The sequence below is a fragment of the Rhodanobacteraceae bacterium genome (assembly GCA_024234055.1).
GTDB lineage: Bacteria > Pseudomonadota > Gammaproteobacteria > Xanthomonadales > SZUA-5 > JADKFD01.
On sequence record JACKOW010000005.1, the window covers coordinates 255,245 to 280,209 of the forward strand.

A 24,965-nucleotide genomic window follows, 5' to 3' on the forward strand; every position below is an offset into this window, starting at 1 on the left:
TCAGGACTCGATGCGCGCCTTCATGGTCTCGGCGTCGATGCCCAACAACTTGCCGACGCGAATCAACCACGATTTTTCCGGGATGCGCATGCGCCCGTCTGCATGCGCCAACGTCAACAGTGCCTCCAGCAATTGCTCGGAATGGGTTGAGCTGATCGGATAGACAGCCAGGAAACGCGCCATCTCGGCTTCCACGTCCAGACCACCGGCGCGGCCACGCTCAAAACTCTGTACCGCCAGCTTGCGACCGGTCTTTGACAATTCCATGCGATCGATCAGATCTTCGCCGTGTTCGGCTTCTTCCGTAGTCACCACGCCATCGGCGCGCGCCAGCGAGCCCAGCAGCGCAAACAGCACGCCGATGAAGACTTCTTCCTTCGGATCCAGCGTTTCCGCACGGAACAGACTGCTGATCCAGCCCAAGGGTCCGGTGGAACGAACTTCTGCCATGACGACTCCCCCCTCTGCGTTTCGAATGTACTGCCCCGCCGGAATCTTATCAGCGTGAACGCCGGATTCCGTCAGGTACCTCTCGTTTTCGAATACGGGGATTGAGGGTGGCGGGGGCCGCTGGATCGCGCACTGGGCATGGGTTCCAGTTGCGGCCTTGTAGGGCACTGCGCTGCGCCGTCGCTCTCGTTTTGGGCAGGCATCCGATCAAGAGGGCCCGCGCAAGCGTGCGTCGCTTCTCAAGACCGTGCCGCATGAGAAAAAGGTTGATGCAAGGAAAGCACTCGGGAAACCACTCAGAACTACCTGGAGCGCAGGTCTGGATGGCTCGGCTGCGCCCTCCATGCCCCCCTATCGTACGCAGTTGATGCGTCATTGCGAGGAGCGCAGCGACGAAGCAATCCAGGTATCGCGGGACGCCCCTGGATTGCTTCGCTACGCTCTCCATCAACCCATATCGTAAGTTGTTGATTTGCTGTTGTAGGTCACGTTGCTCGCGCAGCGAGCTACGTGACGCAACTCGATGTCACGTAGTCCGCTGACGCGGACAACATGACCTACGACGGCGGGTTCATGGCCCGTGGGCAGTTTCAGGCCGGAACAGGTGGCGCGCAATGACGCCGAAGGCTCTTGGCTGGCGATCGGCGTCGGGGTCGATGCCCGTGGCTTGAACACGTCCGCACCACCCCCGGGAATCTGCTCTGGCGCCTCAGGCTGCGGCCAGCAAGGGCGCCGCCTGCACCCGTGCCAGCGTTTCGGCGCGGCCATCCCAGCGCACCAGCGCCAGCTGGCCATGAGCGTCTTCGGTGATCGCGGTCAGGCTTTCCACCCAGTCGCCGTCATTGGCGTAGACGATGCCATTGCGGGTCTCCAGCGCAGGGCGATGGATATGTCCACAGATGATGCCGTCGAGCCCGCGACTGGCCGCGGCGGCGACAGCAGCCAGCACGTAGCGCTCGATGTAGCGCTCGGCCAGCGTGCTCTGGCGCTTGATGAAGGCTGCCAGCGACCAGTAGCGCAGGCCCATGCGCTGGCGCATGCGCAAGGTGATGCGATTGCCGGCCAGGATGTATTCGTAGAGCTGGTCACCCAGCCACTCCTGCCAGCCACCACTCTGCACATCGGCGTCAAAATCATCGCCATGAGTGACCAGATAGCGACGACCGTCGGCAGCGCGATGGATGGCATCGCGGCGCACCGTCATTTTCGGCAGCACCAGCCCGCATAGTTCGCGCAGCGGCCGATCGTGGTTTCCGGGAATGTAGATCAACTCCGATCCGCGACGGGCCAGTTCCCGCAACTGCTCGAACACCGCCGCCTGATGCCGGTCGAAACGGGCGCGACGCTCGCTGATCCACCACAGGTCGATGACATCACCCACCAGGTAGATCTTGCGTGCGCGCACCGACGACAGGAAATCGACCAGTGCCTCGGCATGGCAGTTGGGCGAACCCAGGTGCAGGTCGGACAGAAACACGCTGCGGCTTTCGAGCTTGCCGGTGGACGCGTTCATGCCGCGTCTGCCCGCGACTGGCGCTCAGCGTCCGCCAGTCGCGGCGGCTGTTCGACCACCCTGGACTGCAGATAGCGCTGGCGCTTGCGCGACGTCAACCGAGCCAGGTCGACCAGGATCAAGCCATCCACCGCATCGTTGAATCCGTGATCCACGCCGAAGGCCAGAAAGCGCGCGCCGCCGGGCTCGCACAGCTCGGTGTATTGCTTGTACAGCGTCGGCACCCGCGCGCCCAGACGGTTCAGATTGGCCTTGAGCACGGCGAAGGCCTGCTCCGCGTTCAGTTCTCCCGGCATCGCCGAGGGGGTGGTCAGCGGATAGGGACATCGAGCCTGGGCCAGGGAGTCTGGTTCGCCGTAGTAGTGCCGGTAGTAGCTGACCAGCGCGTCACGGGCCTCCTGCGGCAACTCGGCACTGATGGACACGGTGCCGAAGAGATGGCGCAGATGCGGATACCGCCGCAAGTAGGCACCGATGCCGAACCACAGATAGTCCAGGCTGCGCGTGCCCCAGTAGTCGGGAACCACGAAGCTGCGACCGAGTTCGAGTCCGCCTTCCAGCAATTCCCCGAAGCGTTCGTCGAAGTCGAACAAGCTGGCGGTGTACAAGCCAGCCCAGCCATGCCTGGCGACGATGTCGGCGCTGCGTCCGACGCGATAAGCGCCAATGATGCGACAGGCCTGCGGATCCCACAGCAGCAGTTGATCGTACCAGGCATCAAAGCGATCCCAGTCCAACGCCTGCCCGGTGCCTTCACCCACGGCCCTGAAGGTGAGCTCACGCAGCCGAGCGATTTCGCGCAACACCAGCGAGGACGCGCCCGGCGGAGCCAGCAGTATGCGTTTGCCATCCGGTGTTTCACCAAGCACATCAAGGCCGGCAATGGCCGTTTGCAGGGCGTCGGAATGCGCCGGGTGGGCAACGGCCTCGGTGCTGCCGGCTGGCCCCGATCGTACATGCCGCAGGCTCTGGACCTGCTGTTGCAGACGCCGGGCCCAGTCGCGCAGGGCGTTGGCGTCGCCGGCCTCAGGCTCGAGGTTGACGGCGGCACCAATGCGCATCTCGATGCGGCGCTGCCCCTTGCGGAAAATCTGCCGCGGCAGCAATGCGGTGCCAACCGGACTGGCCAGCGCCGCGCCGGCATAGAAACCCAAACCATTGCGACCACCGACATGCACAGGAATCACCGGCAGCTGGTGACGCAGGGCAAAGCGCAGAAATCCGCTGCGCCATGGCCGGTCCCGAATGCCACGCCATCCCATGCGCGACACCTCACCGGCCGGAAACACGATCACCGCCGCGCCGGCCTGCAGCGCCGCATCGATGCCGCGCAAGGCTTCGGGACTGCTGCGCCCGCCGAACACCCGCACTGGCAACAGCAGTTCCTTGAGGCCATCCAGTGTCAGCAGAAAGTCGTTGGCCACGATGCGCACATCGCGACGCACATCGCCCACCATCTTCAGCAAGGCCAGCGCATCGAGTCCGCCCAGCGGATGATTGGCCACGATCAGGCAGCCGCCGCTGCGCGGTATCCGCTGGCGCTCCAGATCATCGACGCAATAACGCACATCGAAGTGCCGCAGCGCGCCCTCGACAAACTCCAGACCCGCCAGGTGCGGATGGTCGGCGACAAACTGTTCGGCCCTGTCCAGTCGCGTGTAGCGATGCAGATGCTTCAGCAGCGGCCGGGTGAATCGGCCCGACACACCACTGAACCAGTGCGGCCAACGATCGACAATGCGCCCCTGAATGCTCTGCATGGTCAGTCTCCGTCCACGTTGACGCGCACTCTGCGCGGCGCAGGCAACAGAATCGTGACGAAGCTGCTACGCCGGAATGACCGCGAGCGAACGCCCCGGTGTCCGATTTCGGACACTCCCGAGGTGAACAGACAGGTTCATGCCGCATCGCGAGGAACGCTGTGACGACGCAATCTGGGATCTGAGGCCCCTGCCTTTGGATGGCTGCGCTCTCCACGAACCCATATCACAAGTCGTGGATTTGCTTTATCCACCTGCAGGAGCGCCCTTGCAGCGCGACCGCTGCTTCGGACGTGCGGCTTGGCGGTCGCGACGCGAGGTCGCTCCTACAGGCGAGTTTGTGGTTCATGGCCCGTGGGCAGTTTCGGGCCGAAACAGGTGGCTCGCCAAGCGCGTCCAGACAAGTCTGGACTTACACCAGCACAAGGCAGGCCCGCGGACGTCATCGCGCTCTCCCGCCCTCGTGCCCTCGCGCCCTCGCACTCTCGTGCCCTCGGCATCAAACCCGCTGGCACGTAAACTGCGTAAGTCCAACCGACGCCAAGAGGAAACCCATCCCGACCATGAGCGACACCCTGCCGATCCTGATCGCCGACGACCAGCGCGATGTGCTCGAAGCGCTGCGCTTTCTGCTCAAGGCTGAAGGCCTGCCGTCGGTGCAGGCCATGCATCCGGATGCGGTGATCGAGGTGCTGAAGAAGCAGCCGGTGGCGGTGGTGCTGATGGATCTGAACTACACCCGTGACACCACCTCCGGCCAGGAAGGTCTGGATCTGCTGGAGCGCATCCGTGCGCTGGATGCGGAATTGCCAGTGGTGGTGATGACCGCCTGGGGCACGATCGACATCGCGGTGGAAGCCATGCGTCGCGGCGCCAATGATTTTGTCGAGAAGCCCTGGGACAATGCCCGGCTGATGTCGATATTGCGCAATCAGGCGGCGCTCGGTGCCACCCGCAAGCGGGCGCAGAAGCTGGAGCGCGAGGTCGAGATCCTGCGCGGCACAGGCAATGGCGACTTCATCGCCGAGTCGGCGGCGATGGCGCCGGTGCTGGACATGATTCAGCGCGTGGGGCCCACCGATGCCAATGTGCTGATCCTCGGCGAGAACGGCACCGGCAAGGGCCTGATCGCCGATCTGCTGCACCAGAATTCGCGCCGCGCCGACAAGCCGCTGATCAAGGTCAACATGGGCGGCATCGCCGAAACCGTGTTCGAGAGCGAGATGTTCGGGCATGTGCGCGGCGCCTTCACCGATGCCAAGCAGGATCGCATCGGCCGCTTCGAACTGGCTGACGGCGGCAGCCTGTTCCTGGACGAGGTCGGCAACATCCCCACCTCGCAGCAACCCAAGCTGTTGCGAGTGCTGGAGGATGGCGAATTCGAGCGCCTGGGCTCGTCACGCACCTCCCGATCGAATGTGCGCCTGATCTCCGCCACCAATGCCGATCTGGCCGACGAGGTCAGCAAGGGCCGCTTCCGCAAGGATCTGCTGTTCCGCCTGAACACCGTGGAATTGCGACTGCCGCCGCTGCGCGAGCGCAGGGAAGACATCCTGCCGCTGGCCAGACGACTGCTGTCGCGCTTCGGCCAACGCTACCAGCGCGAGGATGTGCGCCTGTCGGCCAGCGCCGAACGCGGCCTGCTCGGCTATGGCTGGCCCGGCAATGTACGCGAGCTCTCGCACGTGATCGAGCGCGCGGTGCTGATGTCTCGGGCGTCGGAGATCGGCGAACTGGATTTCAGTTTTGCGCCGACCCGCCAGAACGACAGCGAACTCGATCATCTGACCCTGGATGCCGCCGAGGAAATGCTGGTGCGGCGCGCCATGATCCGCTCCGAAGGCAATGTGCAGAAGGCCTCCGACTACCTCGGGCTGAGCCGCGCCGCCCTCTACCGCCGCCTTGAGAAATACGGCATCCGCAGCCCCGGCGAGGATGACTCCGAGTGAGGCCCCACCACCCCGCAGGTCAGGCTGGGTCGTGAGCGATAGCCCGCCCTCAGCCGCGCCAGCCGATGCCAAACCCTACGGCATGGCCTACGAGCGCAAGGTCGCGCTGCTGTCCATCGCCCTGACCTTGCCGGCTCTTTGCGTGGCGCTGCTGCTGATCTGGCAGCAACCCTGGGAGAGCGCCGCCCGCGTCGTGGCGATGACCGCGTTGGTGGTGCTATCGGCGTGGATCTGGTTCCGCCTGCGCCGTGCCGTCGTCCATCCGCTGCTGACATTGGTCAATCTGCTCGACTCCCTGCGCGCCGGCGACTACAGCCTGCGCAGCATTTCCGCGCGGCGCGGCGACGCGCTGGGTGAAGTGCTGTGGGAGGTGAATGCGCTCTCCAGCACGCTCCGCGAAGAACGCTTGCGGGTCGAGGAAACCGGCGCGCTGCTATCCAAGGTCATGGCCAGCGTCGAGATCGCCATCTTTGCCTTCGACGACCGGCGTCATCTGATGCTGGTCAATCCAGCCGGCGAACGCCTGCTGGCCCTGCGCAGCAGTGAGGCACTGGGACGCACTGCGCTGGATCTGGGCCTGGAGTCCTGTTGCGATGTGGAAACCCCGGCGACGCTCAAACGCGCCTTTCCCGGCGGCGCCGGCAGTTTCGAAGTGCGCCGCGCCAGTTTCCGCGAGGGCGGCAAGCCACATGAGCTGCTGGCGATCAGCGATCTCTCGCGGGCGCTGCGCGAGGAAGAACGCCAGGCCTGGCAGCGCCTGATCCGTGTACTTGGCCATGAACTGAACAACTCCCTGGCGCCGATACGCTCGATGGCCGCCACGCTGTCCGGTCTGGTGGCCCGCGAGCCCTTGCCGGACGACTGGCGCGAAGATGTTCAGGGCGCGCTCGGCATTATTGGCGACCGCGCCGAATCGCTGACCCGCTTCATGGCCTCGTACACGCGACTGGCCCGCTTGCCGCCACCGAACAAGGGCCAGGTAGAACTGGCACCGCTGGTTCGCCGGATTGCACGACTGGAACAGCGTTGCCCGATCAGCGTCGGCCCGCTGCCGGAACTGACACTCAACGCCGACGCCGACCAGATCGAACAGGCATTGATCAACCTCAGCAAGAACGCCGCCGAAGCCGCCCTGCAGACCGGCGGCGGCGCGCGTATCCGCGTCAGCGAACAATCCGGCCATGCGCTCATCGAAATCGAGGACGACGGCCCGGGCCTGGCCAAGACCGAGAACCTGTTCGTGCCCTTCTTCACCACCAAGCCCGGCGGCAGCGGCGTCGGCTTGGTCCTGGCCCGGCAGATCGTCGAAAACCACAGCGGCAGCCTCAGCCTCCAGAACCGCGAAGACGCCCAAGGCTGCCTGGTGCGCGTCACCCTGCCGTTATAGTCCCGACCTGGCGTCGAAACCGGCCCGCGTCGCGACCAGCCCCCTTGCTCGCATGGCCGGACCAAAGAGCAGGCCGCAAAGGACGCAAAGGAAAAGCAGAAAGGTCGCCAAGAACAGCGAATGACCGTCAGGACATGGGCCGCCAGTGAGGGGTGGGGGTAAGCCAAAGGCACACCCGGGATTACCCTGCTGCGGGCCCACCCATCGTAGGAGCGACCTTGCGTCGCGACCTGCAGCCAGATGGCCGCGGCGCAGGACGGCAAGGAACGCCAAGCGAATCCCATCCAAGTTCGCTTCTGCTGTTCTTCGCGTTCTCTCTGCTTTTCCTTTGCGTCCTTTGCGTCCTGCTTCTGGCACCAACTCACTGCAGCTCGCGATTGTCGCAGGGCGGTCGCGACGCAAGGTCGCCTACGCCAGCAACTGCGCCAGCAATTCGGCCTGGCGCGGGGCCTGGATGCGCATGGAGAGGCGCACGGCGCGGACGATGGCCGCCAGATCCGCCAGGGCCACGTCGAAATGGTCGTTGATGATCAGATAATCGAACTCGGTGGCGTGCTGCATTTCGCCACGGGCATTGGCGATGCGCCGCGCGATCACGTCCTCGCTGTCCTGACCGCGCTTCTGGAGGCGCTCGTGCAGCGCGGCGCGCGAGGGCGGCAGGATGAAGATCAGCACACAAGCCGGAAAGCGCTCCCGCACCTGGCGGGCGCCCTGCCAGTCGATTTCCAGAATCACGTCCCGGCCTTTCGCAAAGGCCAGATCGACCTGATCGCGACCGGTGCCGTAGTGATTGCCATGGACCTCGGCATGCTCAAGCATGCGCCCGGCCTCGATCAGCTCCTGGAAGTGTTCGCGGCTGGTGAAATGGTAGTGCTCGCCATCGACCTCCCCCGGTCGCGGCGCACGGGTGGTATGCGATACCGACAGCTGCAGAGCCTGGTCGTCGGCCACCAGCGCCCGAACCAGACTGGTCTTGCCGGCACCCGAAGGTGCAGCAATGACAAACAAATTGCCGCTGGCGGCATTCATGACTGCATCTGCATGAGGCGGTGGCTCCCTGCCCGGCCCGGATCCCGGCAACCCACGAAGGCCGCCGTCATCACGGACAGACCATCGCTTGGGTTACCCTCAATCTCCGGAGTCTACGCGTTCAGAGCAGGATCGGTCGCGCTACCCGGGCCGCTATTCGAGTTCGCGCCGGCGCGGAGCGCTCGCTTCTGCAGTCGGCGCCATCGGTAATTCCGGCGCCCGCGCTGCCTGTCGGCTATTCCAGATTCTGCACCTGAACTCGAAGGTTAGACCTAAGCGATTGATCTATTTAGCTCATGGCGGAATCTTCCAGATTTGAGTACAGCGCTGGGTACATTAGATCACCCTGCAGACCGGCACCCTCTTACAGAGCTGCCACGCAAGGAGCACTTCGACGGAGTGTAGCAACCCCTTTTTAGGGGGCCTGATTCAATCCTTCGACGACGATATCACCATGAACGCAAAGTTCTTGGATGATCCGGGTCAGCGCTACCCGGCACCATCCATTTGGAACGAGGATGATCGGCGTGATGCACAACGATAGCTACCCCAAGTACTTCGTCGCAGCGAACGGCAACCAGTTCGGCCTGCACGCCAGCCGCTGGGACGAGCGACATCGGCGCCTGCGGATCACGCTGCCGGAAGCCGCCAGCGCCTGGGACTACGCGCCGTTGATCGACATGGTACGTCCCGCCAACCGATTTCAGGAGTATCGCTACCTTGGCGTGTCTGCGCTCGAATGGTTGGTTTCCATGCGTAGCCGACGAGATCCAGACTATCCCCGTGCTCTGGAGTGGTTCTTCGCACGAATTCGTAAGGTACGGCGCAAGCTCGATCAGCGCCCGCGAGCACCGGACCATCACTATGCGGTGGAACTGGCCCGACCGCCAATGCAGCCATCATTGCCGCGCCTGCTCGCCGACCTGAACCTGCGCCGAGCCACTATCCCGCAATGGATTTCGACGCTGCGCGGATTGACCGGGAAGGGCCTGCGCGCTGAAGAGCTGCAGCAGAGCGCCCTGGTCGCGATGCTGGAAGTCGTGGGAACGGTTTGTTCGAACGAAATCCCGACGACCATCGATCGCCTGTTGCAGCGAATGGACTTGAGTCACTTGTACCCGCGCCTGGTTGTCGAATGCATGCATGGCTTCGCCACGAAAGCTGGCTGGCGAACTTGCTGCGAACGCATTGTTCCGCGGCGCAGGCGCGGCCGCGGCGCCATCGGCAACGGTCGCGACGAACTGGAGATCATCCGCTACCGACACCGGACTTTTGGCTGGTCCTTGCTCCGGCGCACGCTCTTCGCTGACCTGCTCCGGGATCGGGAAGACCGATGGCTGATCCTGGACGAGCGCGGCCGACCGGTACTGCCCAAGCTCGCTGCAGAGTTCGCCGACGAGCAACAAGCGATGGATGCCGCAGAAGCACTCATGTCGGAACGATTCCTCGCTTGGCGTCGCAGCCATGACGCACCGCGATGGGAGGATTACAGCCTGCCCGGCGGAAATGGCTACCGGGAAATATTGGTGCAGATCGACGACTGGCCGCACAACTACCAACCGCGCCATTTCGGCACACGCAACGTGCTGGCTCACATTCGAAGCAGCGTCCGGCAAACCATCGACGGGCGACGAGTACTGTACCTGGACGAAGTCCAGAGCGACTGGCACGCCGACCTGCACTTCGAGGCTCGTGCCGATCTGAAGCGCCGTCGCAAGACGGTGCCCCCACCGGCACCCTTCGCCAAGGAATGGCCGTTGCTGGCCATGAAACTCATGCTGTGGTTCGCGCAGAAGCAGCATCTGGACGGGCTCGCCTGGAGTACTCCTGAACTTCAGCGCCTACGCTGGGGATGCCATGCACCACCCGACTTTCTCTATCGCCGCGAGCTTCCGGAATCCGCCCAGCAGCTTGCCAAAATACTCAGCCTTGAATACTCATCCGCTCGATTGAACTTCCGTGGCGCCGATAGACTGGTGGAGATCAGCGAGCAAGGCTGGAGGGTACTGGACGCAAACTCAGCTCCCATGACAAAGCCCTTCAGGCACCGGGAGCAAGCCGAGAAGTTCGCTGATCTGGTCGGCAAGCCAATGACACAGGAAATACCGGTCATCTGGCTCAACGGCTTGCCCATGATATCGGCAATACCACTTTACGGGGTCGGAAGTACCGCGCTCTGGCTAGGCATTGGCTGACGGCGACACTAGAGCCCCACACTTACCGGGAATCCTAACGCCCGCAGAGCCTTGCTGGTTCGAGCGTTTCTCGGCGGAAAAATGTCCGGGCGAGCCCACCCCACCAACTCCCCCAGACTGCTGAAACCAAGATGGGGAATGCGCCATTCGTCGCTGCGCGCTGATTTCCAGATCCTCTCGGCGACCCGACCCGAACCCCAGATCACATACTCAAACGTCTCTAGGGCCGTTCGCCCGGCGGGCGAACGGGCCCTCCAAAGGACCTCACCAAACTTGCGTACCTTGTCGTCGAACTGCTGCGGCGCGCTGGGTAGGCCCAAGTGCGCGTTTTCCCGCTTGATGGCGTGGTTGATGATGGCGTGAACGCGCGAGATCGCATCAATGAATTCTTCCTCTGAAAGGGCTCGAATTCGATCCCGCGCCATGTACTCGCGGAGCCCTGGCGCCCAGTGCTCAATGTGCCTTTGCTCGTCTGAGTAGTCGAATCGCGACGCCTTCCACCAAGCCATCGCACCTCGCAACGCCAGTTCGGGGTTTCCAACATGGCGCTGATGAAACTCCTCGTACGGGTGTCGAGCGCCATCACGAACTTCCTTGTAGTAATAGGCGTGAAGAAACTGATCCGCCTGGACACCCGTTGGCACGTCCTCATGGATCCAAGCTGGTCGATTCTCGGCGCGGGATACCTTCTCTCCTATGGATCTCATGATCTGCAAAGTTTCATTCCATTCCTTCTCGAACGCCTGGAACCTCGCCTCAATCGATCTCTTTTTTCGCACATGAGCAAGCCCCTGCAGCCGCGGCAAGAGGCGCTGCTGCTCGAATTGCTGCTCCAAGCGCGACTGCTGAACAAAAAGTGACTGTCGCTGCTCCCAGATGCGCTGCTGCTCGCGTTGAACTTCCTCGGTAAGCGCATGCGATCGATCATCTACACGTTCGAAGAAGTCTCGAAGGGATTCCTCCATCCCGCTTTCCAGTAGATCGTCATGCGACAGGTAGACTCCGGCCTCAATGTTTCCGAACCAGGCGCGATCTGTCAGATTCGCGGACCCCAGGTAGGCTCCCGAGTCCACCCACCAAATCACCTTTGAATGAAGAATGTCTGGGACTAGCTTGCATTGCAGGTTGGCGCTTCTTAAGTTTATGAACCAGGCCAGAACTTCTGGATGCACTGCAACCGAAGCGTCATATCGACAGTAGAACTGCAAGGGTTTCAAGCTGCGCTCGCAGGCATGAAACAACTTCATGTTGTCGATGTGGGCATATGCCACTGCGGCCCGGACACGTGAGCAGCTGTCCATGTTTTCAATCAATAGCGACTCAAGCAGTTCGTTATTCAGCCCACCAGCAACAAGTTTCACCGAACCACTCCTGCCAAACGAAAGCAAAGAGAGGGCTTATGCACAATTTCCATCCTGCAAGTCCAGGTCCGCACGGGCTGACCGACGTCTCAGCTATCCTCGAAAGCTCATGCAAGGTTGCAACCTGACGCCATGTCGAAAACCGAGGCCTTCTCGCGCGCGCTGATAGACGCCCAGCTTTCGGAAGCCGGCTGGAAGGTCACTGATGGCGTGAGCGTGCGTTTTGAGGAGACCCTGAGCGACGGAAAGCGCGCGGATTACGTGCTCTGCGACCGCCACGGCCGCGCGCTCGCGGTCGTCGAAGCGAAACGCACCAGTCGAAATGCGGCGGATGCCGCCGAGCAGGCAGTCCACTACGCCCGCGTGCTTGATGTGCCTTTCGTGTTTCTCGCCAATGGTCGCGAGGTGCGCTGCTGGGAATGGCAGCATGAGGCGCACCCTCGGCCTGTGGCCACCTTCTTCAGCCAAGCGGACCTGGAACGCCGCGCAGCTAGCCGCATGCTTCGCCGCGATCCGCTCGCAGTACCGCTAGACAAGCGCATCGCTGGGCGCGACTACCAGCGAGCTTGTATCGACAAGCTTTGCCAAGAGATCGGCCTTGGCCGACGCAAGCTGCTGGTCGAAATGGCAACCGGCACCGGCAAGACACGCACGGCTGCGGCGCTGATCAAGCGCCTGTTCGAGGCCAACCTTGTCACTCGCGTGCTGTTCCTGGTGGATCGCATCACACTCGCGACGCAGACGGACGAATCGTTCAACGAACACCTCACGGAACTACCAACCTACGTGCTTCGCGCCGGCCGACGCTTCGACGACGGCAAGCGCATCACAATCACCACGCTGCAAAGCATGGTGAACGTCTACCGCGACTATTCCTCAGGCTACTTCGACCTGGTAATTACCGACGAATGTCATCGCAGCATCTACGGCCAGTGGTCGGGGGTGCTGAAACACTTCGACGGAATCCAGGTCGGCTTGACTGCCACCCCCTGCGTGGCAGGAGAGGGCGAAGGCGGCGACGATGAGACGGCTTTCGTGCGCGACACTCTGCGTTTCTTTGAAGTCGATCGCCCGACCTACAGCTACGGCATCCGTCAGGCGATTGCCGATGGCTGGCTGGTGACGTACCAAATCTACAAGGCTAAAACGGTCAAGACCGCTGCCGATGGCGGCTTCGAGGTGAAGAAGACGGAACTCGACTGGTCCGCGATGGACGCATACACCGTCGCCGAACTCACCCGTGCCTTTGGAGACGCCAACACGATCACGGTAGATCCCAGCGCACTGGAACGCCGATTCACTATTCCGGAGCGCAACCGAGCCATTGTGCGTGAGTTCCGCGAAGTGATGCAAAAAGGCTACCTCGACCGCAATGGTATGCAGCGCAAGCCGATCCCCGGCAAGACTGTGGTGTTTGCCGTCACCAAGCAACACGCAGAGACTCTGGCGCGCCTGTTCGACGAAGCCTTCGCCGACGAGAAGCCCCATCCCTCGGTGCGCTACGCGGATTACGTGGTCTCCGAAACCGGCGCGGACGATACCTGCGACGCTTTCGCCAAGATCAAGCGCTTCAAGAAGGAGGCATTTCCGCAAATCCTGGTATCAGTGAACATGCTCGATACCGGTTTCGACTTCCCTTCTCTTTTGAACCTGGTGTTCGCGCGCTACACGCGCTCGGCAATCCTGTACCGCCAGATGCGCGGGCGCGGATCCCGCAAGGCGCCCAACAAGCAATCGTTCACGATGTTCGATTTCGTTGGCGTCACCGATGCCCATGAGGAGAACGACGAAATGATTGAGGGCGGTGTGATCGGCGTGCGCCAGCCACGCAGGCCAACGCCGACGCGTCGCCTGCTGGCGCTCGACATCGACGATCAGATCGATCCAAGTACCCGTGCCTGGGTCACGCTGGATGAGGAGGGTCGGGTGGTCCAGCCTGATGCCATTGAAGCCCGCGCCCAGACGCTCGGCGCGCGCTTCGAGGCTTGGCTGCTCGCCTGTGAGGCTAAACTCGATGCCGAGCAACGCCGATGGCTCTCTTTGGTTGGTAGCACGCTGCGGGCGAATGCGGCTACGCTGCAGGACTTCACAGCGGATCACCTGGACTTCTTCCAGGCTTTCACTTCACTCGGCGGTCAGGCCCGCGCGCGTCAGTTGTTCGGCGGCCGGCAGGCACTCGACGATCTGTTATCGACTCTGTCGCTGGCCATATTCTCTTCCGACTCACCTTCAGGCACCGGCGAACAGCCGTCTGCAGCCGATCCGTTGCACTAGGAACTCCCCATGCCCATGACCCCCGATCTGCGCCGCAAGGTTGATCAGATCCGCAACGATCTGTTCGGCGGCGGCTACCCGGACCCGGTGTCCAATGCCGAGCAACTGGCTTTTCTGTTCTTTTTCTATCTGATGGAAAGCCTGGACCAGCAGAACGCTGCACGGGCGCGCGTGCTGCGACAACCGTACACCAGCCCATATGCCGGTGAATGGACTCTGCGCAACCCCATGAATGCGCTTACGCCCGGCACCACGCGGATTCCGGCTGAACGCTTCCGCTGGTCGGTCTGGGCGCGCGGCCTGTCCGGCGAGAATCTGGTGCGCTTCGTGCGCGACGAGGTGTTTGCATTCCACGCCGAGATGGCGGCCGACGCCGCAGTGAATTTCATGGATGGCGCGCGCCTCGGCATCGACGAGCCGGCGGTACTGACCAAGCTCGTGACCGACATCGATGCGCTGCGCCTGAACGAAGCCGACGCCGATACCAAGGGCGATCTCTTCGAGCATGTGCTACGACAGATCAAGCAGGCTGGCGAACTCGGGCAGTTCCGCACACCGCGCCACATCATCCGCACCATTGTCGACATGGTCGATCCGCGCATCGGCGAGACCATCTACGATCCTGCAGCGGGGACTGCGGGCTTCCTCGTGGCCGCCTACAACCACATCCGGCTGATGAACTCCTCGGAGCCGGCGACGGAAACCGTCGAGGTGGACGGCAAACCGCAGCGCCGTGGCCTCGGCGACCGCCTGCGCCAGGCCGACCAGGCGCGGCTGGAGTCGCGCACCTTTTACGGCAACGATGTCGACCCGAAGATGGTGCGCCTCGCCACCATGAACTTGAGCCTGCGCGGGCTCCCGAACGTGCGCATCCTGCGTCGCAACGTGCTGACCAGCACCCTGGACGACGATCAGCGTGCCGAACTGGGATTGCCGACCAGCTTTGACGTGATCCTCGCCAACCCGCCCTTCTCCGGCCGCATCGACCGCGACCGTATCGTCGACGATGTGCGCGTCGGCAATACCGGCGCCACCGAGATCCTGTTCCTGAAGTACATGCTGGACAATCTGGCACCTGGCGGTCGTTGCGGCGTGATCGTACCCGAGGGCGTGCTGTTTGGCTCCACCGGCGCCCACCGGGAACTGCGCCGGATGCTGGTGGAGAATCACACGGTCGAAGCCGTGCTCTCGCTGCCCGGCGGCGTGTTCCAGCCGTATTCCGGGGTCAAGACCTCGGTGCTGTTTTTCCAGCAGGGCGGACACACGGAACGCGTGCTGTTCCTGCATGCCGACAATGATGGCTACAAGCTCGACGCCAACCACGACGCACCCATCGAGGCCGACGACTTGCCCGCGCTGGCCGACGTGTTCCGCCGCCGCGACGCGCGTTGGGCGGAGTGGTATTCGAAGCGCATCGCCGCCGATGACGGTTCCGAGTGGACTGCCAACTGGTGGTACGCCAGCGCCGACGAACTGCGCACGAGCGACTACAACCTCAGCGCTTCGCGGCATCGTCCGTTGAGCAAACAGCAGGCCGAGCACAGAGACCCGCTGGAACTGTTGGATGAACTGGCGGCGATTGAATTGGAGATTGCGGGGGAGGTGGAGGCCTTGCGTCAGCTCCTGGTGAATCAATGACCGTGAAGTTCTCCCAACTTGGCGAACTATGCGACGTTCGGATAGGCCGAACACCGCGGCGCGACACACCCACGTTCTGGGGCGGCGACCGGCCGTGGGTAACGATCTCCGAACTCGACGGCTCGGAGATCTTCGGGACCAAAGAATGCATTACGAGGTTAGCCGCTGAGTCGACTATGCCTCCAATCGTGCCGGCAGGAACGTTGCTGTTCAGCTTCAAGCTCTCGATCGGAAAGATGGCTGTTGCGGGTATTCCGCTCTATACCAACGAGGCGATTGCGGCCCTCGTCATCAAAGACTCAACTGTTCTGGATCGCGGTTACCTTCGGTACGCGCTACTTGGCTCATCCGTCTCTTCGGGGGCCAATCACGCCGTCCTAGGACGCGTACTAAACAAGCAAAAGGTGGAAGCACTGCCCATCCCAATGAGGGCTCTGCTTGAGCAAAGGCGCATCGTCGATTTACTCTCCCGCGCCGAAGCCATCCTCCGCCTCCGCCGCGAAGCCCAGCGCAAGGCCGCCGAACTGATCCCGGCCCTGTTCCTCGACCGCTTCGGCGACCCGGCGAGCAACCCGAAGGGCTGGCCCATGAGTCCGCTGGGCAATCTGCTGGCCGCATGCGACTACGGCACCAGTCGCAAGGCGAGCATTGATGGCGCCGGGATTCCGGTCCTTCGAATGGGCAATGTCGACTATGCGGGCGACTTGGACCTAACCGATCTCAAGCACGTCGAACTCGACCCCGGTGAACTCGCCCGTCAGGCACTGCATCCCGGCGATCTACTGTTCAATCGCACCAACAGCAAGGAACTCGTCGGCAAGACCGGGCTCTGGGACGGCCGATGGCCTGCAGTCGCCGCCTCCTATTTCATAAGACTCAGAGTCCGCAGCGATCTGGTGCTCCCGGAGTACATCTGGGCTGCCATGAACTCGAAGCACATGAAACGCGTCCTGTTCGCCACCGCCCGCGGCGCCATCGGCCAGGCCAACATCAACACACAGGAACTCAAGGCCTTTGAACTGATGGTCCCGCCACTCGAACTTCAGCGGCGATTCGTCGAGGAAATCGCGGCAGTCCGTTCTATCCAGGCGACCCAAGATCAGGGGAGCCGAACTGCTCAAGCCACCTTCGACGCCCTGCTGCATCAAGCATTCGCAAAGTAGAAGACCATGTACGGACTCCGCCGGCTCCTGACTCGCACGGTTCCTTTGGCTCACATCGGTCGAGATGGATTCTTCAATCCGCCAAGTGAAGCCTACTGCAGCGCCGGCTATTGGGTCGCGGTAGCGGCACGGGCACGCAGCCGCAATCTGTCAGTAGCGGACCTCAGGATTCCGGGCGACCGTTTCGGTTACGCACAAGCACTCGGCATAGAGGCTGCCCTGAATCAGACAGATAGCTACCCGTTCGGTCGCTGGCAATGCGGCGCCAATTACAGCCCGCTGGTTGTCATTGCCGGTCGCGACGATGTCGACAAGGCCACCCGAGATGTTTCGGGCTGCATCCGCACCATGTTTCCGGAGCCGGAACTGACGACCTTCGTCGCCGAACTCTGCAGCGTCGTTGGCGACCTCCACGATAACGTCTGGTCGCACGGAGAAAGCACCGGCATCTCTGCGGCGCAGCGATGGGCGGAACCAAAGACCGATCGCCAGCATTCCTGCATCGAGTTTGCGCTGGCGGATTGCGGGCGAGGCTTTCTGGGCGAACTGAATCGCTCCGGAGTCAGTCGCCGCCATGGCATCACCAATCACCAGGACGCCATAGATTGGTGCCTGCAGAAGGGTCACTCCAGCAAGAAGCGCGATGACGATGAATGGGCGCAGCAGCTGCCGGAAGATGCTATGGGCAATCCGATTGGACGCGATGCGAGGCCCGCGAGCGATGGCAACCATCACATGGGACTCGGCCTGTTCAAGCTGACCTCCCTGGTGACACGCTATGGAGGCAATTTGTGGCTGGCTTCGGGGGATATGCTCCATTTGATTGACCAGTCCGGCCGCTCGTCCTACATTCACTGTTCCTGCCCTTGGCAGGGTGTAGCCTTGGCTTGCCGGTTCTCTACCAGCCGCGTGCGCCAGCGTGCAGCGGACACGAAACCGGACGAACTTGGCCAATCGCTTCTCGACCTGATGGGGAGCCCACCATGAAAACCGAACACGTATTCACCGACACTGATCTGGCATCGCGGCACTCGGCCGCGAGGCTGCGCAAGGACATCGATGCCCTGCTCGATGACGGCCATGTCGTGCTCGATTTTTCGCAGGTGCTGGTGGTATCTGAATCCTATGCGGATGAATTGATCGGCGTTCTGGTCGAGCAGCGCGGCCTTGCAGAGCTGTTCGAGCGCCTGCAGCTGCGCGGCGTGCGCGCGAACGTGGCACGCTCCATCGCCGCTGCCGTGCGCCAGCGGCTGGCCTTGCAGACCGCCGGAAACGATACCCTGGCCCTGTTGGCCGCCAAGGAGGCACTGGCTCGCCAAAAGGCCGCACGCGCCGCGCTCTGACGATTCCCTACAGCGTGGCACTGGGTGGGCCTACTCCAGATGCGATCAACTCCGCAGAGCGTACCCATGGTGTTGCACATCAGCGGGAGGGAATTGGCTTCGCATTTGCCGAAGGCCAGCACGTCCGATGCCGACGGCACGTCGCAGTATCTGGACATCACTGAGGCGACGCGGGTCTACATTGTGCCCACGGTCACCAGTTCTTCCGGCATTTTGGGCGCGACGCTCTGGATTCGGTTGAAACGCTGGCTGGCTCCCAGTAGTTCATAGCGCCGCGGTCTCAGGAATTGGGCTGAGTTTCGCGCCCGATTGACCAGCCCAGCTGGTTTTGCTGCGGCAGCAACAGCTCAACGTAAGAGAGCCACTCGGCAGCATATGCGGCTCAGGAGTAGTCTGCTCGGGAAGTACACTCTGAGGGTGTCATGCGCTTCCTTCCGCTGGTTCTGCTGCTGGTAAGTTTCGCCGTCAAGGCTTCGCCGCTCTGGCCAGTCGTCGGCTCAACCACGCTCTGGAACGCAGATCCAACCACTTCGCTGGTCGCGACGGCTGATGGATTTGCCGTCGGCAGACCCAACACCATGCTGACCGGCATTGTGTCGATCCTGGATCCGGCACAGCCATCGCCTGTATTCGATCTCCAGCCTGCGCAGATCGGCCAGGGCGCCGAGTTTGGTTACCGGGTGGCAGCGTCGGGCGGGCTAATGGCGGTCACCGAAGCCAGGCGGGCGACCCAGTTTCCGTCATCAAGCGGCATAGTGAGAACCTACGAGCAAACGGGTGGCATATGGATGCAGACCGGATTCCTGCAACCGCCAGCGCAGCCCACGATGGACCTGAAGTACGGGGAAGCCCTCGCGATCACGCCCGATCATCTATTCGTTGCCGCTCCCGGTTTCTTCGTCGAGCGCGGACTGGTCTACGTCTATGCGCGCCTGGCGGGCGGAGTCCCCGGCTGGGAACTGGAAGGGTCCGTCGTAGCTTACGACGGAGAATCATTTGATCGTTTCGGTTCCTCGGTCGCCGCTGACGGAGAATGGCTGGTCGTGGGCGCACCTGAGTCGGAGCGCGTGAACGAATCCGAGGGTGCCGTCTATCTCTTCCGTCAGACCAATGGCATCTACGTTCAAGTTCAGCAACTCAGCGCACCCGATCCGCAATCGTATGCGGGATTCGGATCAGCCATTGCCATTCATGGCGGGAAGCTGGTGGTTGGCGCGGCAGGCGAAGACGATCCGATTGTCGGGGCCGATGCCGGGGCCGTGTACTTCTACTCTCTCGTCACAGGACAGTGGATGCTGGACGGGCGGAAAGTCGCAAGCGACAGCAGCCCCAGCGACTCCTTCGGAACATCAGTATCGATCCTCGGGGAAACCGCCTGTGTACGGTCCGCAGCAGCGGCATACGTATTCGAGCGCATCGGCAGTGAGTTCACCGAAACCGGCAAGTTGGCGCCCGTGATCAACACGGTCGCTGGATCCTGTGCGATTGGCAGCAGTGTCATTGCTACAGTGATCTTCAACTTTTCCACGCTGCGAATGAATGTCCGGTACTACCCGGAATCCGAGCGCATGCTTGCTTCGGGCTTCGAGGACTGATCCGCCATGACCGGGGCGCCGATTCAAGATGGCTCCTCCACCGCGCAGACACGTGTGCCACCGAACTGTTCCTGCATCAGAGCCAGCATTTCGTCGCGTCCAGCATTCGTCGTGTTCACGGCCGTGAACCGCTCGCCGGTGGAAAGCAAAATGGTCCAAGCGCGGTTGGGGCGCCAGATCTTTGACGCGGCTCCAAGAGTCCCCAGGTAGACCATTAGCTCGGGCTTGTGCGTCGCGAGGAGGTAGCGCAGTTCAGCGGTAAGTTTCCCGGCGGGGCGCACCGACAAGTGCGGCCCCTTGGCCTCCAGAGACAATCCCGCGGCACTTGCCATTTCGATAATCCGGGCAGCGGTCATATCAGCACCTCATCGGCGCTGTAGCCATACGTGCCGGCTTCGCCAGACTCTGGCAGGTGGCACGAATGGGCTTCGGTGGCACCTATGGCGGTTTCGGCGGTGCCTTGCTCATTCTTGCCACACTCTGTCGCGCCGGTGGCATGTATGGCGCTTTCGGGGTCTTCGGGCTCATACATGCCACCATCTGCCATATGTGCCAACGTGCCAGGTTCGCCATTGGTGGCATGCATGCCAGGTAGTGCCCAGAACACCTTGCTCCCCCGCCCGAAGCCAGCCCGATAGCAGATGGCACCGATTGCCTCGCGTGCGCGATGTAAGGTTCGCCACGAGATGCCGTTCGGCGCGCAGAGCTTCCTGAGCTCCTGCGCTGGGATCGGTCCATCGCTCAGCACTTCTCGGAGCCAGTCCGCAGCCTGCGTCCTTGGGGTCGGGTCGGTGTGCCGGTCGTCGTCAGGTACTTCCTCAGCGGTGCCGAGCAGTTCCCGGGCTGATCCTGCTATCGCACTACCCCAGACAATCCGGCTTGCGGTGATCTCGGGATGGCCGGGCACTTCAGCCAGCGCGATTTCGTATTCAAAGCCGTCTGAGTCCGGGCCTATGTTGGACTTGGCGCGCGCTAGGATGCGCGGCCCTTCGGCTTCGGGCTTGGCGGTTGCCAGCACAATTCGCGCGAGAGCCGCAAAGGCAATCGAGCCTGTAACCCGCTCGGTCGGATCGCGGCCGCTCGTGCCCTTGCTGAAATGACTGATCCCGAGCACTGCGCAATTCAGTGCAGCGCCAAGGTCTACCAGTGGTTGCAGCGCACGGCGGACCTCGGTGTTTTTGTGGCTGTCGCCGGTCACTGCACTGACAATCGGATCGGCAATCAGCAAGCACACATCGCCGATTAGTTGTGCTTGATAGTGCAGCGAGTCCATGTCCTTGGCCGGATCAAATGGGCGCCGCTCGCCCTTGGTCTCCGTTACCGAGACGATGAATATGCGCGTAGGATCGGCGCCAGCCGCCAGAAGGCGCGGCATGATGGTGTCGGCTGGACCATCTTCGCCGGACCAGATCAGCACGTTGCCGCGCGGCGCCGTGCTTCCATCCGGCCATCGGCCCCCGGCCGATACAGCAGCAGCGAATGCGAAAGCTATTGTGCTCTTACCGGTTCCGGGCGCGCCGGCCAGCACGTGCAACTTGCGACACGCCAACCATTCATCCCAGAGCCAGCTAATCGGCTCCGGCACGATCGTGTCGCCCCGCAAGAGTTTCACTTCGGGCAGTGGCTCCTGATCAGCGGGGGCTCGTCGGCGCGGCTCATGTTCCAGCTGCATGGCACGCCCTCCGCGGAAGTGTAGACGTCTGCACGTCTGCAGCGCTATTCTTCAAGCGCGCCTTGACCAATGCGCTCATTCCAGAACGCCGGCCCTTGCTCAAGGGGCTGGCGTTTTCATTTCTAGATCTCATCTTCCTGCCTCCAGATCCCGATGCAGAGTTCGCACCGCGCCTTCAACCTGGGCGCGCTCATGTGCGGACAGGAGAGCCACGCCTGGGAAGTCAGCAGTCGCAATGCGCCACAGCTGGACTTCGGTGCCAGATCGAATCAGCGCCAGGATTTCGTCGCCGGCTTTCCTGAGGTGAAGAAGCGAGGTGGGCCGGAAAGTAGCTCCGACCCGAGGCGGGGATGGGTGCGCAGTTGGGAGTTTCATTCGCCCCCCTTTTTAGCGCTCGTTGCCTGTGCTGCGGCAATCCGGTTGCGAATCCACTCGTCGACCTCGGTGCTCACCCAGGCAACGCTTCGAAGCGACAACCGGATCGCACGCGGAAAGTCACCGCGCTTCATCAATTCGTACAGTTGCGTGCGCTTGAGCGCGGTCTTGCGGCAGACCGCCGGGAGACGGATCAGATCTGATGCTGGCGTTTGGCTCATGTCGGCTCTCCTTTGTCGGAACCGACCCCACCTTATTGCCTCAATTTGAGCTCGTGTAGTGAATTACGGAGGAATTTGAACGCCCTCGAAATGCATCGTACGTGCCCGGATATCTCATCGCCGTTACCACAATCTGGCCCTCAAAGTAAGTGAATTGGCGACCTCCTCGTACGTATTTGCGCCTTTCTGAACGCTCAACTGCCGCATCTTCAGGCCATGGCACTGAGCGGCTCACCAGCAAGCGTGTCCAGCGCGGAAAGGAAGTCAATCGTGCTCGTCTACCGCCGACTTTTCCTCAAGGCGGGATAGGCAGTCGGCCCAGCGCTGCAGCGCCTCGCGACGTTCGTCCAGGTAGTCATGGCGATTGTAGATTCCGACGACGCCGCGGATCTTGTGATTCAGACAACGCTCGGCGATGTGCGGGGCTACGCCAAGTGCCTCCAGATGTGTACGTGCGGTTCGGCGAAAGTCGTGAGGCGAGAACGCTGCTGCCCCTTTCATCAATGGACGAATGCGCTGGGCGAGTGCCACGTTCAAAGTATCCGGGGAGATGTACGGCACCATCCGCGACTGCATCTTTCGCGCCGGCAACAGCCAGGCACTTCCTGCTGCCAGCCTGATCAGATCGCGCACGATTTCCACTGCCTGCGTAGGCAAGGGAATATCCAATGCCTCGCCAGTCTTCGTGCGTTCGGCTGGCAAGTGCCACAGGCCTCTTTCGAGATCAAACTCGTTGATTCGGGCCGCGATCAGCTCGCCCTTGCGGGTTGCCAGCATGAGCAGCAACTTCACCGTCAGCGTGTTCTCGTGTGCCCATCCCTTGGCCTTCTTCATCGCGGCAAAGAGTTTGATGAGCTCCGCTTCGGATAACCAGCGCGTGCGCGAATCTTCCTTGCCGCCGGCGTCGGCCAGGTCGAATGCCGCTGCCGGATTGTGCAAACAGTATTCCCGTTTGACCGCGAAATTGAAGATCCTGCGAACCCACCGCAGGCAGTCGTTGGCGATAGTAGGAGCACCGCGATCGACTATGCCGGCAAGCAGCGCGCTCACATTGGCAGGACGGACCTCGGCAATCGGCATCTTGCCGAATGCAGGCTTGATGTCGCGCTCGATGCGGCTGCGCACGATGTTTGGATGCTTCCAGCGACCGAGTATCTGTGCGGCAAAGTACTCGTCAGCCACTTGGCCGAAAGTGCGCGCGCCCTTCTTCGATGCAATCTTGTCGAGCGCAGCGCGCTTTCGCTCCTGCTTCTCCATGGCGACGTCATAACCCAGCGCCACGCGAGCCCTCATTTCCCGTCCCAGCTTACGCGCCTGCGCCAAAGACACGTCGCGGTAGCTGCCAAGATTGAGTACGCGCGCCTTGCCGCCGAGTTGATAGCGATAGAGCCAGCGAGGAACCGAATCCACAGCCCGGTAGCGCAGGTATAGGCCATCACCGTCGCTACGCCCCTCAAACCGCTCTCCTGCGCTGATCCAGCCCTTGATCGTTACGTCAGTCAGCTTGCCCATGGATGCAAGTGCTCCGTTGTACTCAAGTTGGGCCAACTCTGCACACGTTGGTACAGCATTGGGTACAACAAGAATACCGGAATTGACCGGGGCTTTCCGGACCTAACCGAACGAAAAAGGCGCCATAATAGGCGCCTTGGCAATCTTGACCGGAATTCGCCGGAGCTGATCGGAACTCACTCCAGATTCTGCACCTGCTCGCGAATCTGCTCGATCAGCACCTTCATGTCGACGGCGAGCTGGCTGGTCCGGGCATCGGTGGACTTGGAGCCGAAGGTGTTGGCCTCGCGGTGCAGCTCCTGGGTCAGGAAATCCAGGCGCCGGCCAACCGGCTCGCTGCGTTTGAGCGTGCGCGCCATTTCTTCCAGGTGCACACCCAGGCGGTCGAGTTCTTCGTCCACGTCCATCTTCTGCAGCGCGAACACGATTTCCTGTTCGATGCGCTGCGGATCGACGCTGGCGGCGATCTCGGCCAGCTTGGCCATCAGCTTGTCGCGCAGTCCCTGGCGGATGATGGGCAGCATCTCGATGGCGGCTGCGCGCGCGGCGCCCAAGGCCTTGACCCGCTCGAGCATGATCTCTGCCAGGCGCTTGCCCTCGCGTTCGCGCTGGGCCTCCAGGGCGTCCAGCGCCTGATCGATGAGCTGCAGCACCTGGGCACCGAGTTCCTCCAGATCGAAATCACCGGTGGCCACCAGGCCCGGCCAGGACAGCAGATCGCTGGCATGACCGGCGTCCAGGCGCCCGTTGCGGCGAGTCAGTTCGTCGACCAGACCGGTCAGCTGATCGAGCAGCGCGTGATTGATGGTCAGCGTGGTCGGGCGGTTGGGATCACTGCGCAGACGCGCCGACAGATCCAGCTTGCCACGCGACAGCCGCTGGCCGATGCGCTCACGCAGGGCCGGCTCCAGCGAGCGCAGCTCTTCCGGCAGTTTGGTGGAGACTTCGAGGAAACGATGGTTCACCGTGCGCATCTCCAGGCGCAGGTGGCCGGCAGCGGTTGGGCCTTCGGCACTGCCATAAGCGGTCATGCTGCGAGGCATGCGCGGCTCCGTTGGTTGGGAATATGCACATGCTACGGGATTGGGGGGTGCACGGGGCTGGTTGTCGGGACTCAGGACTCGGGACTCGGGACTCGGGACTCGGGACTCAGGACTCAGGACTCGGAGGAAGGCTCGCATCGTGGCGTCATTGCCAGCCAACTGTTTCGGCGCGACACAGCCCACGGGCCATGAACCACAAACCCGCCCGTAGGAGCGACCTCGCGTCGCGACCGGCAAGCTGCACGTCCAAAGCAGCGGTCGCGCCGCAAGGGCGCTCCTACAGGTGGAAAAGGAAAATCAACGACTTGCGATATGGATCATGGAGAGCCACCTGTTTCGGTCTGAAAATGCCCACGGGCCATGCCCCCCGGCGTCATTGCGAGCGTAGGGCAGCAATCCAGGGCTGCTGACTCCGTGCGTCTGGATTGCTTCTACGGATCAAGTCGGGGGTCGCGATGACACGGGCCGTGGCAGGTCCAGACTTG

General features: G+C 62.3%; 20 protein-coding genes. 10 read left to right on the top strand and 10 right to left on the bottom strand.

Going from position 1 to position 24,965, the window contains the following annotated elements; translation table 11 throughout:
• The 3 genes from H7A19_11555 to H7A19_11565 all read right to left on the bottom strand — a co-directional run bounded on the left by H7A19_11555 (position 1) and on the right by H7A19_11565 (position 3,723).
• Complete coding sequence (locus H7A19_11555; GenBank protein ID MCP5475462.1) at positions 1-450, bottom strand: TerB family tellurite resistance protein; 450 nt, start codon at positions 448-450, stop codon at positions 1-3.
• A 709-nt stretch (positions 451-1,159) separates the two neighbouring features.
• Positions 1,160-1,963, bottom strand: coding sequence for a UDP-2,3-diacylglucosamine diphosphatase (locus H7A19_11560; GenBank protein ID MCP5475463.1), 804 nt, complete (start codon positions 1,961-1,963; stop codon positions 1,160-1,162).
• Positions 1,960-3,723, bottom strand: a complete 1,764-nt coding sequence (locus H7A19_11565; GenBank protein ID MCP5475464.1) for a GNAT family N-acetyltransferase — start codon at positions 3,721-3,723, stop codon at positions 1,960-1,962. The genes H7A19_11560 and H7A19_11565 overlap by 4 nt, the downstream gene beginning before the upstream one ends.
• 563 nt (positions 3,724-4,286) lie before the next feature.
• Here H7A19_11565 and H7A19_11570 point away from each other — a divergent pair.
• Positions 4,287-5,672, top strand: a complete 1,386-nt coding sequence (locus H7A19_11570) for a sigma-54-dependent Fis family transcriptional regulator (protein MCP5475465.1) — start codon at positions 4,287-4,289, stop codon at positions 5,670-5,672.
• A gap of 82 nt (positions 5,673-5,754) precedes the next feature.
• The gene (locus H7A19_11575; protein MCP5475466.1) at positions 5,755-7,059 is read left to right on the top strand and encodes a histidine kinase; all 1,305 of its coding nucleotides are present in this window, start codon (positions 5,755-5,757) and stop codon (positions 7,057-7,059) included.
• Between the two features lie 408 nt (positions 7,060-7,467).
• Here the strand turns inward: H7A19_11575 and gmk are convergent, their stop codons facing one another.
• A complete protein-coding gene (gmk, locus tag H7A19_11580) occupies positions 7,468-8,088 on the bottom strand; it encodes a guanylate kinase (GenBank protein ID MCP5475467.1) in 621 nt (206 codons plus the stop codon).
• 869 nt (positions 8,089-8,957) lie between these two features.
• Here gmk and H7A19_11585 point away from each other — a divergent pair.
• Entirely contained in the window at positions 8,958-10,283 is a 1,326-nt protein-coding gene (locus tag H7A19_11585; GenBank protein MCP5475468.1) for a hypothetical protein, read from the top strand.
• An 8-nt stretch (positions 10,284-10,291) separates the two neighbouring features.
• On the opposite strand, the gene H7A19_11590 is transcribed toward H7A19_11585, so the two are convergent.
• Positions 10,292-11,644 (bottom strand): phospholipase, encoded by a 1,353-nt coding sequence (locus tag H7A19_11590; protein ID MCP5475469.1) that lies wholly within the window; start codon positions 11,642-11,644, stop codon positions 10,292-10,294.
• Positions 11,645-11,776: 132 nt separating this feature from the next.
• On the opposite strand from H7A19_11590, the gene H7A19_11595 reads away from it, so the two are divergent.
• The 7 genes from H7A19_11595 (at position 11,777) to H7A19_11625 (ending at position 19,657) form a co-directional block, all read left to right on the top strand.
• Positions 11,777-13,918: a DEAD/DEAH box helicase family protein gene (locus H7A19_11595; protein MCP5475470.1), complete on the top strand. Its 2,142-nt coding sequence runs from the start codon at positions 11,777-11,779 to the stop codon at positions 13,916-13,918.
• Positions 13,919-13,927: 9 nt separating this feature from the next.
• Positions 13,928-15,556: an SAM-dependent DNA methyltransferase gene (locus H7A19_11600; protein MCP5475471.1), complete on the top strand. Its 1,629-nt coding sequence runs from the start codon at positions 13,928-13,930 to the stop codon at positions 15,554-15,556.
• Positions 15,553-16,719, top strand: a complete 1,167-nt coding sequence (locus H7A19_11605) for a restriction endonuclease subunit S (GenBank protein MCP5475472.1) — start codon at positions 15,553-15,555, stop codon at positions 16,717-16,719. Before H7A19_11600 ends, H7A19_11605 begins: the two co-directional genes overlap by 4 nt.
• Before the next feature lie 6 nt (positions 16,720-16,725).
• Positions 16,726-17,706, top strand: coding sequence for a hypothetical protein (locus H7A19_11610; GenBank protein ID MCP5475473.1), 981 nt, complete (start codon positions 16,726-16,728; stop codon positions 17,704-17,706).
• Positions 17,703-18,062 (top strand): STAS-like domain-containing protein, encoded by a 360-nt coding sequence (locus tag H7A19_11615; protein MCP5475474.1) that lies wholly within the window; start codon positions 17,703-17,705, stop codon positions 18,060-18,062. Before H7A19_11610 ends, H7A19_11615 begins: the two co-directional genes overlap by 4 nt.
• Before the next feature lie 66 nt (positions 18,063-18,128).
• Positions 18,129-18,332, top strand: coding sequence for a hypothetical protein (locus H7A19_11620; protein ID MCP5475475.1), 204 nt, complete (start codon positions 18,129-18,131; stop codon positions 18,330-18,332).
• Positions 18,333-18,640: 308 nt separating this feature from the next.
• The gene (locus H7A19_11625; protein MCP5475476.1) at positions 18,641-19,657 is read left to right on the top strand and encodes a hypothetical protein; all 1,017 of its coding nucleotides are present in this window, start codon (positions 18,641-18,643) and stop codon (positions 19,655-19,657) included.
• Positions 19,658-19,680: 23 nt separating this feature from the next.
• On the opposite strand, the gene H7A19_11630 is transcribed toward H7A19_11625, so the two are convergent.
• The 5 genes from H7A19_11630 to H7A19_11650 all read right to left on the bottom strand — a co-directional run bounded on the left by H7A19_11630 (position 19,681) and on the right by H7A19_11650 (position 24,480).
• Positions 19,681-20,013 carry a hypothetical protein gene (locus H7A19_11630; GenBank protein ID MCP5475477.1) on the bottom strand — a complete coding sequence of 111 codons (333 nt, stop codon included), beginning with the start codon at positions 20,011-20,013 and terminating at the stop codon, positions 19,681-19,683.
• Positions 20,010-21,329, bottom strand: a complete 1,320-nt coding sequence (locus tag H7A19_11635; GenBank protein ID MCP5475478.1) for an AAA family ATPase — start codon at positions 21,327-21,329, stop codon at positions 20,010-20,012. Before H7A19_11635 ends, H7A19_11630 begins: the two co-directional genes overlap by 4 nt.
• 371 nt (positions 21,330-21,700) lie before the next feature.
• On the bottom strand, positions 21,701-21,925 hold the full coding sequence (locus H7A19_11640; protein ID MCP5475479.1) for an AlpA family phage regulatory protein: 225 nt from the start codon (positions 21,923-21,925) through the stop codon (positions 21,701-21,703).
• 264 nt (positions 21,926-22,189) lie between these two features.
• Positions 22,190-23,437 (bottom strand): tyrosine-type recombinase/integrase, encoded by a 1,248-nt coding sequence (locus tag H7A19_11645; GenBank protein ID MCP5475480.1) that lies wholly within the window; start codon positions 23,435-23,437, stop codon positions 22,190-22,192.
• A gap of 176 nt (positions 23,438-23,613) precedes the next feature.
• A complete protein-coding gene (locus H7A19_11650; protein ID MCP5475481.1) occupies positions 23,614-24,480 on the bottom strand; it encodes a YicC family protein in 867 nt (288 codons plus the stop codon).
• Positions 24,481-24,965 lie beyond the last annotated feature (485 nt).

What these genes read in the sequence shown, in the direction of transcription:
- H7A19_11555 (MCP5475462.1), bottom strand. Translation starts at nt 450, where the DNA reads ATGGCAGAAGTTCGTTCCACCGGACCCTTGGGCTGGATCAGCAGTCTG.
- H7A19_11560 (MCP5475463.1), bottom strand. Translation starts at nt 1,963, where the DNA reads ATGAACGCGTCCACCGGCAAGCTCGAAAGCCGCAGCGTGTTTCTGTCC.
- H7A19_11565 (MCP5475464.1), bottom strand. Translation starts at nt 3,723, where the DNA reads ATGCAGAGCATTCAGGGGCGCATTGTCGATCGTTGGCCGCACTGGTTC.
- H7A19_11570 (MCP5475465.1), top strand. Translation starts at nt 4,287, where the DNA reads ATGAGCGACACCCTGCCGATCCTGATCGCCGACGACCAGCGCGATGTG.
- H7A19_11575 (MCP5475466.1), top strand. Translation starts at nt 5,755, where the DNA reads ATGGCCTACGAGCGCAAGGTCGCGCTGCTGTCCATCGCCCTGACCTTG.
- gmk (MCP5475467.1), bottom strand. Translation starts at nt 8,088, where the DNA reads ATGAATGCCGCCAGCGGCAATTTGTTTGTCATTGCTGCACCTTCGGGT.
- H7A19_11595 (MCP5475470.1), top strand. Translation starts at nt 11,777, where the DNA reads ATGTCGAAAACCGAGGCCTTCTCGCGCGCGCTGATAGACGCCCAGCTT.
- H7A19_11600 (MCP5475471.1), top strand. Translation starts at nt 13,928, where the DNA reads ATGCCCATGACCCCCGATCTGCGCCGCAAGGTTGATCAGATCCGCAAC.
- H7A19_11605 (MCP5475472.1), top strand. Translation starts at nt 15,553, where the DNA reads ATGACCGTGAAGTTCTCCCAACTTGGCGAACTATGCGACGTTCGGATA.
- H7A19_11610 (MCP5475473.1), top strand. Translation starts at nt 16,726, where the DNA reads ATGTACGGACTCCGCCGGCTCCTGACTCGCACGGTTCCTTTGGCTCAC.
- H7A19_11615 (MCP5475474.1), top strand. Translation starts at nt 17,703, where the DNA reads ATGAAAACCGAACACGTATTCACCGACACTGATCTGGCATCGCGGCAC.
- H7A19_11620 (MCP5475475.1), top strand. Translation starts at nt 18,129, where the DNA reads ATGGTGTTGCACATCAGCGGGAGGGAATTGGCTTCGCATTTGCCGAAG.
- H7A19_11625 (MCP5475476.1), top strand. Translation starts at nt 18,641, where the DNA reads ATGCTGACCGGCATTGTGTCGATCCTGGATCCGGCACAGCCATCGCCT.
- H7A19_11630 (MCP5475477.1), bottom strand. Translation starts at nt 20,013, where the DNA reads ATGACCGCTGCCCGGATTATCGAAATGGCAAGTGCCGCGGGATTGTCT.
- H7A19_11635 (MCP5475478.1), bottom strand. Translation starts at nt 21,329, where the DNA reads ATGCAGCTGGAACATGAGCCGCGCCGACGAGCCCCCGCTGATCAGGAG.
- H7A19_11640 (MCP5475479.1), bottom strand. Translation starts at nt 21,925, where the DNA reads ATGAGCCAAACGCCAGCATCAGATCTGATCCGTCTCCCGGCGGTCTGC.
- H7A19_11645 (MCP5475480.1), bottom strand. Translation starts at nt 23,437, where the DNA reads ATGGGCAAGCTGACTGACGTAACGATCAAGGGCTGGATCAGCGCAGGA.
- H7A19_11650 (MCP5475481.1), bottom strand. Translation starts at nt 24,480, where the DNA reads ATGCCTCGCAGCATGACCGCTTATGGCAGTGCCGAAGGCCCAACCGCT.